15 protein-coding genes and 1 rRNA gene are annotated in these 11164 nt (G+C 37.4%); 2 read left to right on the forward strand and 14 right to left on the reverse strand.

Annotated elements, in window-relative coordinates; translation table 11 throughout:
- Both H280_RS0121670 and H280_RS0121675 read right to left on the reverse strand, forming a co-directional pair.
- Positions 1–166, reverse strand: a 16S ribosomal RNA gene (locus H280_RS0121670); the annotation flags it as partial.
- 220 nt (positions 167–386) lie between these two features.
- Positions 387–605: a hypothetical protein gene (locus H280_RS0121675; protein WP_020063202.1), complete on the reverse strand. Its 219-nt coding sequence runs from the start codon at positions 603–605 to the stop codon at positions 387–389.
- A gap of 136 nt (positions 606–741) precedes the next feature.
- On the opposite strand from H280_RS0121675, the gene pdaB reads away from it, so the two are divergent.
- Entirely contained in the window at positions 742–1506 is a 765-nt protein-coding gene (gene pdaB, locus H280_RS0121680; protein ID WP_020063203.1) for a polysaccharide deacetylase family sporulation protein PdaB, read from the forward strand.
- A gap of 151 nt (positions 1507–1657) precedes the next feature.
- Here pdaB and H280_RS0121685 read toward each other — a convergent pair whose 3' ends face one another.
- Complete coding sequence (locus tag H280_RS0121685) at positions 1658–2260, reverse strand: KinB-signaling pathway activation protein (protein WP_020063204.1); 603 nt, start codon at positions 2258–2260, stop codon at positions 1658–1660.
- Between the two features lie 135 nt (positions 2261–2395).
- Between H280_RS0121685 and gerD the strand changes: the two genes are divergently transcribed.
- Positions 2396–3004, forward strand: coding sequence for a spore germination lipoprotein GerD (gerD, locus tag H280_RS0121690; protein WP_020063205.1), 609 nt, complete (start codon positions 2396–2398; stop codon positions 3002–3004).
- A 15-nt stretch (positions 3005–3019) separates the two neighbouring features.
- Here the strand turns inward: gerD and H280_RS0121695 are convergent, their stop codons facing one another.
- From H280_RS0121695 to H280_RS0121745, 11 genes are all read right to left on the reverse strand, one after another.
- Positions 3020–4081, reverse strand: a complete 1062-nt coding sequence (locus tag H280_RS0121695; RefSeq protein WP_020063206.1) for an Mrp/NBP35 family ATP-binding protein — start codon at positions 4079–4081, stop codon at positions 3020–3022.
- Between the two features lie 145 nt (positions 4082–4226).
- Positions 4227–4940 (reverse strand): N-acetylmuramoyl-L-alanine amidase CwlD, encoded by a 714-nt coding sequence (gene cwlD, locus H280_RS0121700; protein WP_020063207.1) that lies wholly within the window; start codon positions 4938–4940, stop codon positions 4227–4229.
- A 66-nt stretch (positions 4941–5006) separates the two neighbouring features.
- The gene (locus H280_RS0121705) at positions 5007–5435 is read right to left on the reverse strand and encodes a DUF2521 family protein (protein WP_020063208.1); all 429 of its coding nucleotides are present in this window, start codon (positions 5433–5435) and stop codon (positions 5007–5009) included.
- Between the two features lie 164 nt (positions 5436–5599).
- The gene (gene rpsI / locus H280_RS0121710) at positions 5600–5992 is read right to left on the reverse strand and encodes a 30S ribosomal protein S9 (RefSeq protein ID WP_020063209.1); all 393 of its coding nucleotides are present in this window, start codon (positions 5990–5992) and stop codon (positions 5600–5602) included.
- Between the two features lie 21 nt (positions 5993–6013).
- Positions 6014–6451: a 50S ribosomal protein L13 gene (rplM, locus tag H280_RS0121715; RefSeq protein WP_020063210.1), complete on the reverse strand. Its 438-nt coding sequence runs from the start codon at positions 6449–6451 to the stop codon at positions 6014–6016.
- Between the two features lie 155 nt (positions 6452–6606).
- Positions 6607–7350 carry a tRNA pseudouridine(38-40) synthase TruA gene (gene truA, locus H280_RS0121720; RefSeq protein WP_020063211.1) on the reverse strand — a complete coding sequence of 248 codons (744 nt, stop codon included), beginning with the start codon at positions 7348–7350 and terminating at the stop codon, positions 6607–6609.
- A 14-nt stretch (positions 7351–7364) separates the two neighbouring features.
- Entirely contained in the window at positions 7365–8159 is a 795-nt protein-coding gene (locus tag H280_RS0121725) for an energy-coupling factor transporter transmembrane component T family protein (RefSeq protein WP_020063212.1), read from the reverse strand.
- Entirely contained in the window at positions 8147–9028 is an 882-nt protein-coding gene (locus tag H280_RS0121730) for an energy-coupling factor ABC transporter ATP-binding protein (protein WP_020063213.1), read from the reverse strand. The genes H280_RS0121725 and H280_RS0121730 overlap by 13 nt, the downstream gene beginning before the upstream one ends.
- Entirely contained in the window at positions 9004–9846 is an 843-nt protein-coding gene (locus H280_RS0121735) for an energy-coupling factor ABC transporter ATP-binding protein (RefSeq protein ID WP_020063214.1), read from the reverse strand. The genes H280_RS0121730 and H280_RS0121735 overlap by 25 nt, the downstream gene beginning before the upstream one ends.
- 112 nt (positions 9847–9958) lie before the next feature.
- The gene (gene rplQ / locus H280_RS0121740; protein ID WP_020063215.1) at positions 9959–10321 is read right to left on the reverse strand and encodes a 50S ribosomal protein L17; all 363 of its coding nucleotides are present in this window, start codon (positions 10319–10321) and stop codon (positions 9959–9961) included.
- Between the two features lie 36 nt (positions 10322–10357).
- The coding region (locus tag H280_RS0121745; RefSeq protein WP_020063216.1) for a DNA-directed RNA polymerase subunit alpha at positions 10358–11164 on the reverse strand (807 nt) is incomplete at its 5' end.

The raw sequence follows: 11164 nt of genomic DNA on the forward strand, positions 1-11164 counted from the left end.
CCCGGTTTCCCGGAGTTATCCCAGTCTTATAGGCAGGTTACCCACGTGTTACTCACCCGTCCGCCGCTAACTTCTTAAGAGCAAGCTCTTAATCGGTTCGCTCGACTTGCATGTATTAGGCACGCCGCCAGCGTTCATCCTGAGCCAGGATCAAACTCTCCAATAAAGTGTTTGTCTAGCATCATAAATAAAAATTGACGTTTCACGTTGTTTGTTTCGTTCAGTTTTCAAAGAACTTGTTCGTCGCCTCATTGCGACTTCCTTATGTTAACATCTTCATTTTTCTATGTCAACAATGTTTTTTGCTTCTTTTTGGCGCTTGATGAATTCGTTCATCAGCGACGAATATTAATTTATCATATATAGAACTACATCGTCAATACTTTTTAATAAAAACTTCTTTTTCTTATATACCTCGTACAATCTTCAGGTGAAGCTATCTTTGTAAATAAAATAAACAACAATTTATATCGCTCTTCCATCGTCTTTTTTACAACATGGTGAATTCGTTTATCTGCAAAATCAAATAATAGTTCGTCTAATTCTCTTTTCAGTACATATTCTAATTCCTTTTGTTCCTGATCCGTAATCAGTAATCCAATCATTCTGTCACCTCAGCTGTTTCTTATCTACATACCGTTCAGTATATCCTTTTCTTACGATATTAATCGTCTTGTTCTCTTTTCTAATTCTTCTGCATATAAGTAACTGAAAAGGATTGGACAAAGGGGCGGAGAAACGATGTTTTTCTTCTTTATAACGAGTAAACATAAGTTTAAACAAATTAGTCTTATTATTGTGCTTTCCCTTTTTACGGCATGGCTGCTTTTTGCAAAAACATATTCGTATCAATCAGCTTTTTCAACAGCTACTGGTCCGAAAGCAATTTATAAAGGAGACACGACAAAAAAACAGGTTTCTTTAACATTCGATATTAGTTGGGGAGATGAGAAAGCGTTACCTATACTAGATACATTAAAAGAAAAAAAGATTAAAAACGCCACCTTCTTCCTTTCTGCTGCATGGGCAGAACGTCATCCTGATATTGTAGAGCGTATTATAAAAGACGGACACGAAATTGGGAGCATGGGATACAATCATAAAGACTATACATCTTTAGAGGCTAACGAAATTCGAAGGGATCTCCTAAGGGCACAGGACATATTTGCAAAACTTCAAGTAAAACAAGTTCAACTCCTACGCCCTCCTAATGGTAGCTTTAATAAAACGGTATTAAAAATCGCTGAATCTCTTGGATATACGGTTGTACATTGGAGCAATAATTCAAATGATTGGAAAAACCCTGGAGTCAATAAAATTGTTACAACCGTTTCAGAAAACTTGCACCAAGGAGATATTATTTTACTTCACGCTTCTGATTCAGCACTACAAACAAATCAAGCATTACCGATGCTACTTCAAAAATTAAAAACAGATGGATTTGAAAACATCCCTGTCTCCCAGCTCATCTCAAATACAAAAGCCAAAAGTAAAGACATAAATTAAACTCATCCTTATCGATTAAATACAGTGAAACTTCCATCGGGCTTTTACGAACAGTTATCTCCCACCTATCTTCTTCAATTCCACTTTAATCTTGAGATGGGAGTCTTACTGCCCACGAATAGCGAGATAAAAGCTGATTCCAACATAGGAATCAGCTTTTTTGTCCTATTAAACGATGCAATATCAAAACCTGATATGCATTACAAATGAGCAATGGAACAACCATTAAATATAACCAATTTGTATCATTAATACGCAATGCTGGAACCCATTCAATAATAGTTACAACGATCATAAAAAATAACGCTGGAACAAACGCCTTCTTGTTCGTCTCCTTGCTTTTTATGTAAGCAACAATTATTCCGAACAAAAAGAGAACCGTGGCAACAAAAATATTTGTACCCAGTGATTCGTTCCCATTTGCAATTAATACAGAGCGAAAATATACAAAATCGAATAATACAAACGCAATTAAGAATATTTGTATTGCATTCCAAAGAGCGGGCGAACGAAACATCCCCAGTCCAAATCGATGAATTGTTAAATACGCAAAGAACCCCATCTGACTGATTACACTAAAAATAAAACCGACTCCAAGCAACCAAAAAGAAACCATGAAGATTTCCTTTCCGTCTGAATTTTTAAAAAAATCATTATACTTGTCCCACTCTAAAATAAAACCGATAAAGATTGTACTGCTTCCCCCAAGAAATAAAGTCGTCATAAAGAGTCGTACCCAATTTCGGCTATTCACAAACATATCCCCCATTATATATATTTCTAACTAAATTGTAACAATGTCAATTTTAAAAAGCTAGCCATCAATATGTATAAATTCTTCTAAGAGATTCATATTAAAAAGAGAAACACGTGAAAGGAGCCCCGGCTGATGAAACGGATTCTACTCATTTCGGTCTCTTTCATCCTTTTTATCGGAATTGTTGCATGCGCACAGGAAAAAGAAGCGAAATCCCAATTAGATTATGATCAAACAAAAAAAATGATTATTGATATTTTAAAAACGGATCAAGGGAAAAAAGCAATCCAAGATGTACTAACCGATGAAAAAATGAAACAAGCTCTTATTTTAGACGAATCTGTAGTAAAAAAAACGATTGAGGATACCATGATATCAGAGAAAGGACAGCAATTTTGGGAAAAAGTATTTAAAGACCCTGAGTTTGCCACTAAATTTGCAAAAAGCATCGAGAAAGAACAAACAAATTTAATGAAAACCTTATTAAAAGACCCTGATTATCAAGCTGGTGTTATAGAAATCATGAAAAATCCAGAAGTCGGAAAAATCATGATGCAAACAATGAAAAGCAAAGAGTACCGTCAATATTTACAGCAGGTCTTAACTGAAACTGCCGAAAGTCCATTATTTCAAGCAAAAATGATCGACATTATTAGCAAAGGCGTTGAAAAGGCGCAAAAAAGTGGTGGTGAACAGAAAAAAGAAGGCGGATCAGAAGAAGGCAAGAAAGAACAAAAATAACCCTCGTACTGAGGGTTATTTTTGTGCAATTGCCGCTCTCTCAATTACTTGTTGAGCAATTTGTTTATAGATTACTCCATTTTTATGATCTTCATCGTATACAGATGGAGCAAATTCTTCTGTATTCCAATCTGGTTGCTGAAGCGGAATTTGACCAAGTACTTCTGTCTGTAGTTCTGTTGCTAATTTTTCCCCTCCGCCTTTTCCGAATACATATTCCTTTTCACCAGTTACTTTACTTTCGAAATAAGCCATATTTTCTACAACACCAATAATCTCATGTTCTGTACGAAGTGCCATTGCACCAGCTCTAGCTGCTACAAAGGCTGCTGTTGGATGCGGCGTTGTTACAATAATTTCTTTACATGCCGGAAGCATTGAATGCAAATCTAACGCTACGTCACCTGTACCTGGAGGTAAGTCTAATACTAAATAATCTAAGTCCCCCCACTCTACTTCTGTGAAGAAATGATTTAACATTTTGCCAAGCATAGGACCTCTCCAAATAACAGGCGCATTATCTTCTACAAAAAATCCCATAGAAATAACTTTCACACCAAAACGTTCTACCGGAATGATTTTATCACCGCGTACAATAGGACGTTTTTCAATTCCCATCATATCGGGTACACTAAATCCGTATATATCAGCATCAATAATCCCAACCTTTTTTCCTAAACGGGCAAGAGAAATTGCTAAGTTTACAGAAACCGTTGATTTTCCAACCCCGCCTTTCCCACTTGCTACCGCTAAGAAGGTTGTTTTCGAATGTGGTGATAATAAAGATTCACTCTGTTCTTCTTGCGGAGTAAATTGTAATCGTTCCTCTTCAGTAAATTCTGTAAAGCGCAATCCTACTGTCGCTGCTCCTAGTTCTTTCACTAATTTTACAATTGTTGCTTGCAATTGCATTTGCTCCGCTGTTCCTGTTTTCACAATTGCAACTTTAATACTAACATGTTCTTTTTCTGGTTTTACTGTCACTTCTTTAATAGCATTTGTTTCTTTTAATGTTTTATTTAGAAACGGATCTACAATCCCTTCAAGCGCTCCCATTACTTGTTCTTTCGTTACCATAATCTGCCCCGCCCCCTGTTATGAAGATAATTGAAATTAAGTTCTTACGAGCATGTAATTGCCGTTAAAACGAAATAAATGCGTTTTCATTGTAAGTATAGCATATTTTCGGAAAACTCCGTTACAAAGAAGAACCCTCCTTAATTTAATCAGGAGGGTTTCCTTTTTCAGTAAAATATCGCAAGACCCCGCGATATATAGCAGCAGCGACTTTTTGCTGATATTTCTCTGAGTTCAATAAATACCTTTCATTTACATTTGATAAAAATCCAGCTTCAACTAATGCACCTGGTGTTTTCGCATGCTTCAATAAGTAAACACGCGAAATTGTTTTCGCCGAACGGTTCGTATTCTCAAGACTTGTTCGTAATTCAGCTTGAATAAATTTTGCCGCTCGTTCGTTTTCTACTAAAGAACGATAATAAAATGTTTGCGCTCCTTTTGAGCCACTACTTGGGAGGGCATTCAAGTGTACACTAACAAAAAAATCAACATCGGACTTATTAATAATCTCTACGCGTTTTTTTAAATCCTCTGCTTTACGTCGACTATATCCCTTCGTACTTTTATCAGCCAAATCATAATCTCCATTGCGCGTTAAAATAACAAGTGCTCCTTGTTCCTGCAGATAGTCTCGTACCTTTTTGGTAATTTCCAGTGTAATATCTTTTTCAACAATGTCACCCCCGCCAACCGCACCTCCATCCGGGCCACCATGACCAGCATCTAATACAATAATTTTTCCAGACAAAGGCAAGTTCCATGCTCTCCATGATTTTGTAATTTGAAACTCCTGCTTTACTAAAAAAAAGAGTACCACCGCTGCTAACATAAAAGAAATAATCCGAATTTTTTTCATACCTTCCCCCCTTCAGCTAGTCCCTCTACTTACTTATATGGGACAAGAGGAAAGTTTATGATTTTCTTAATGTAGCTTCATGCGATATCTTTTCTCCCCCTTCTCATATCCTTGTTTCCACCAAGCGCTAATAAAGTACTGGCACGATTGATATAGCTGCTCATCTTCATTTTCTTCCAAAGTACGCAAAGGCACACTTGTCAAAAAGTGAAACAACATTTCTGTTAATTGAGTTTCTTCATGAGAGGATCTGTTCTTTACATCTAAAAGCGATTCTCCATAATATCCAAACTTACTATACCTAGCTCCTAATAAATAAGACTCAATGCCGAGTTCTATACAATAATCTTCATAATGACGATGAAATGTATCCATACAAAAGCAATTACGAATATTTTCTCTAAGTGTTTGTAATGATAATTCACGCAATATTTTACGTTCATACTTCAGTTGCTTTTCTTTTTGTTTTTCTTTCAGACTCACAATAACATTCATAGTAATTAAAACCTCCCTATGTACGTATTAGTCTAAACTTCTCAGTAGGAAGCATACACAAGAAGGTAGCACTAAAATATTCCAAAGAAGGAGATGCTAACACAAACTATTGAAGAACATAAAAAAACCCCAGCCAAAAGGCTGAGGTTTGAAGTTCACAAAAATTAACGTTTTGAGAACTGAGGTGCACGACGAGCACCTTTAAGACCGTATTTTTTACGCTCTTTCATACGTGCGTCACGAGTTAATAGACCTGCACGTTTTAATGTTAAACGGTATTCTGGATCTGCTTTTAATAAAGCGCGAGAAATACCGTGACGGATAGCACCAGCTTGACCAGTGTATCCACCGCCATGTACATTTACAAGTACATCGTAGTTACCTAAAGTTTCTGTTGCAACTAGAGGTTGTTTCACTACTTCACGTAATGCAGCAAATGGGATATAGTTTTCAAAATCACGACCGTTAATGATAACGCGTCCTTCGCCTGGAACTAGGCGTACGCGTGCTACTGAACTCTTACGACGTCCAGTACCATTGTATTGTACCTGTGCCAAAGTAAGCCCTCCTTTAATTAATTATCCGCGAAGTTCGTAAACTTCTGGTTTTTGTGCTTGATGTGGATGCTCAGATCCAGCATACACATTTAATTTTTTAGACATTTGACGTCCTAAACGTCCTTTTGGAAGCATGCCTTTAATAGCAAGCTCTAACATTTGTACAGGGTAGTTTGTACGCATTTCTAGAGCTGTTCTTTGTTTAAGTCCACCTGGGTGGTTAGTGTGACGGTAGTAAATTTTATCGTTTAATTTATTACCTGTTAAGTGAATTTTCTCAGCGTTAATAATAATTACATGATCACCCGTGTCAACGTGTGGTGTAAATGTTGGTTTGTTTTTACCACGTAAAATGGATGCTACTTCACTAGCAAGGCGACCTAAAGTTTGACCTTCAGCGTCAACCACATACCATTTACGCTCAACTTCGTTAGCTTTTGCCATAAAAGTCGTACGCATTTGTTTCCCTCCTACTCGTTATCTTTTCCATAGAAAAAATCTATTGTTTATCTTAAACACGATTTCCTTCCGGGGCTAATCGTGGTTTTAGAAACAATACCATATGTTATGATATACTTTTGAGTTTCTAATGTCAAGAGAATGTTACACCAGGATTAGTTGTTATAGTTTACCTCCCATAAATAAAGGCCTTGCCCCGGTACCATCTTCCCAGCAAAACGGCGGTCTTGCTTTTGTAAAATGTCCGAAATGCTTTCAGGAACCATTTTCCCTTGACCGACGCTAAGCAGCGTACCGACAATAATTCGAACCATGTTATATAAAAAACCATTTCCAACAAAGCGAAAAACTAACTCATCACCTTGTTCTATTAAATCTATTTCATAAATTGTTCGTACTTTATCTTTTTTATCAGTTTTTGCCGAACAAAATGAAGTAAAATCATGTGTTCCAATAAAATAAGGAATTGCTTTTCGGATAGATTCTACTTCTAATGCATATGGATACTGATATACGTAATTTCTACGGAATACATCAGCTTTTTTCGATAATAATACACGGTAGCGATATTCTTTTTTTACAACGCCATACCTTGCATGAAAATCTAACGTTTTTTTCTCAGCCTGCTCCACAACAATATCATCTGGCAGCATTGTATTCAAAGCTGCCATCCATTGCTCTCCCGTTAATGATAACGGCGTATCAAAATGAATCACCTGACCTTTGGCATGAACGTTGGAATCTGTTCTTCCTGATGCTTGTACACGAACAGCCTCCCCTTTATGCACCTTTTGCAAGGCTTTCTCTATCTCCTGTTGAACAGTACGTTGATTCGGTTGAATTTGATATCCACAAAAATTAATTCCATCATACGAAACTGTGCATTTTATTCTTTCCATACTTATACTCTCCATTACGATCGAACTAAAATTAAAATACACGCTAAAGCAAATAGGCTTAAGAGCGTCAATGTATCAATCCATTTCCATTCTAACTGCCGGAATTTTGTACGGTATCCGTTGCTTTGATAACCTCGTGCTTCCATTGCAATTGCTAAGTCTTCTGCACGTTTAAATGCACTAATAAATAGTGGTACAAGTAACGAAATAATCGCTTTCAGCCTATCTTTCATTGGACCACCTGCAAAGTCTATACCTCGAGAAGCTTGCGCCTTCATAATTTTACTTGTTTCATCCATCAAAGTTGGAATAAAGCGTAAGGAAATAGACATCATAAGTGCAATTTCGTGAACAGGAACTTTTATGCGTTTTAATGGATGCAACAATGTCTCTAGGCCATCTGTAATTTCAATTGGTGTTGTCGTTAATGTTAATAGGGTCGTCATTAAAATAATGACAAAAAACCGAATAGAAATATAAATCCCCTGCTCCAGTCCTTTTTCATATATAGAAAACCATCCAAATTGAACGAGTACAGCACCTTCTTTTGTTGTAAAAATGTGCAGAAAGAACGTAAATAAAAAAATCCATAAAATAGGCTTTAACCCAGAAAGAATATAACGAATCGGCACTTTTGCAAAAAACAAAGCAATGAGTGCATACAAAAATAGCAGACCGTATGAAATTGCATTATTTGCTAAAAATACAATAAATACATATAAAAAGACCATTAACAGTTTTGTACGAGGATCCAGTCTATGAATAGCAGATTCTCCCGGAATGTATCTTCCAATAATTAACTGCTGCATGATGAATCCCCACCTTTTCTAAACAGTTGTATGACTTCATCCGCTAAATCTTCTAAAGACAAGGTGGCTTTCGGTATAGAGATTCCTAATTTCTCTTCAATTTCTCGCTTATACTTTAGCGACATCGGAAGAGATACACCAATTTGTTCAAGTTCATCTGCATGCGTAAAGACTTCTTCTGATGTTCCTTGCAAAAAGACCGTTCCTTTATGCATCACAACAATGTTGTCTGCATATTTTGCCGCATCCTCCATATTATGTGTCACAAGAATCACCGTAAGATTTTTTTGCTTGTGAAGATGATAGAACATCTCCATAAGCTCATTTTGGCCCTTAGGATCAAGTCCTGCCGTTGGTTCATCTAATACTAATACTTCCGGCTCCATCGCTAGTACACCCGCTATAGCAACGCGTCTCATTTGTCCACCGCTTAACTCAAACGGAGATCGTTCTAATAGCTCCTCTGATAGCCCAACTAATCGAATGGCATCCTTTGCCTTTTGTTTCGCCGCTTCTTCAGATACACCAAAATTTAAAGGCCCAAAGCAAATATCTTTTTCTACAGTTTCTTCAAATAACTGATGTTCTGGAAATTGAAAAACAACTCCTACTTTTTTTCGAAGAGGTTTTAATTTTTTCGCTTTCTTTTGAGATGAAATGCTATATTCCCCAATTTGAACAGCACCACTCGTTGGTTGCAATAAGCCATTTAAATGTTGAATCATCGTTGACTTACCCGACCCTGTATGACCGATAATAGCATAATAGCCACCACTAGGAAGCGAAATATCTATATCGTAAATGGCTCGTTTTTCGAATGGGGTTTTATATTGATAACGATGCTCTACTTTTTGGAATGTAATCTCCAAAGTTCGCTCACCAAACTTTCCATTGTAAGATGCATTGATTGTAAAGGAATTTGACTGCTTTTCAATAATTCTGCCATTTTCACTGAAAATGGTACGTCTAAACCGATTTCTTGCAGCATTTTCGGTGATTGAAAAATGTGTTCTGGTGTTCCCTCTTCTAGTAATTCTCCGCGATTTAAAATAATAATACGATCAGACTGCGCTGCTTCTTCTAAGTCATGAGTAATCGAAAGAACTGTAATTCCCTTCGTGCGAACAAGGTCCCTTACCGTTTCTACTACTTCTTTACGGCCTTGGGGATCAAGCATAGATGTTGCCTCATCTAATACTAAAATAGACGGCTGGAGTGCTAGTACGCCGGCAATTGCAACGCGCTGCTTTTGACCACCCGATAAATAATGAGGTTCTTCATCTTGAAACTCTTCCATTCGCACGAGCTCCAAAGCATGTTTCATACGTTCTACCATTAGTTCCCTAGGCATTCCGGCATTCTCAAGCCCAAAGACGACATCATCCTGTACAGTTGTTCCGACAAATTGATTATCCGGGTTTTGAAAAACCATTCCAATCTGTTTTCGAATATCCCATACAGTTTCTTCTGATAGAACGAGCGTTTCATTTACAGTAATTGTTCCTGATAATGGTAAAAACAAACCATTTAATAATTTTGCAAGCGTTGATTTCCCTGACCCATTTTGCCCAATAATAGATACCCATTCTCCTTCATATAAAGAGAATGAAACGTCACGCAGGGCGTAAGAAGCAGTTTGAGGATATTGAAATGATATGTTCTCAGCACGAAGCTTCTCTCTTTTCACTTGTGGACACCCTCTTCCATTATTCAGCCAAATAAACGTTTTCTTCTATACTTAAAAAAAAAGGGCCATGACCAGTTACTTAAAAAGTACTGTCCTGCCCTTTTGCTTAACATTATACTAACTCGATAATTACCATTGGTGCAGCGTCACCGCGACGTGGACCAATTTTTGCAATACGAGTGTATCCGCCTTGACGCTCAGCATAGCGTGGAGCTACATCAGCGAATAATTTTTGTAATGCATCTTGACCAGTCTCAGCATTAGCAACTTCATTACGAATGTAAGCAGCTGCTTGACGACGAGCATGAAGATCTCCGCGTTTACCTAAAGTGATCATTTTTTCCACTACAGAACGAAGTTCTTTTGCACGAGTTTCTGTCGTTTGGATGCGCTCGTTGATAATTAAATCAGTAGCTAAGTCACGTAACATAGCTTTACGTTGCGCACTTGTACGGCCTAATTTTCTGTATGCCATTCGTAGTTTCCCTCCTTCGTTGATGAATTTAAATCCTCAGTCGTCTTTACGTAAGCCTAAACCTAATTCTTCTAGCTTATGCTTAACTTCTTCTAAAGATTTACGTCCTAAGTTACGAACTTTCATCATATCTTCTTCAGTTTTATTCGCAAGCTCTTGTACAGTGTTAATACCTGCACGTTTTAGGCAATTATAAGAACGAACAGAAAGATCAAGTTCTTCAATTGTCATTTCCAGAACTTTTTCTTTTTGATCTTCTTCCTTTTCGACCATAATCTCAGCATTTTGTGCTTCGTCAGTTAAACCAACAAAGATGTTTAAATGCTCTGTTAAGATTTTGGCACCTAAAGAGATAGCTTCTTTTGGCCCGATGCTTCCATCCGTCCATACATCAAGCGTAAGCTTATCATAATTTGCCACTTGTCCAACACGTGTCTTTTCCACTTGGTAAGTCACACGTGATACTGGAGTATAAATAGAATCAATAGGAATTACACCTATTGGTTGATCTTCGCTTTTATTTGCATCAGCTGGCGTATACCCACGGCCACGCTTTGCAGTTAAGCGCACGCGGAAATGCGCATCTTTTGCTAACGTCGCAATGTATAAATCTGGATTTAAGATTTCAACATCACTATCGTGAGTAATATCAGCAGCTGTGACAATACCTTCGCCCTGTACATCGATTTCGAGCGTCTTCTCTTCTTCAGAGTAGATTTTGAGAGCTAACTTTTTCAAGTTTAAGATGATCGTTGTAACATCTTCTACTACGCCCTCAACTGTCGAAAATTCGTGTAATACGCCATCGATTTGGATGGCAGTAACAGCGGCACCAGGGAGTGA

Source organism: Bacillus sp. 123MFChir2 (genome assembly GCF_000383235.1).
In the GTDB taxonomy this organism is placed as follows: Bacteria; Bacillota; Bacilli; order Bacillales; family Bacillaceae_G; genus Bacillus_A.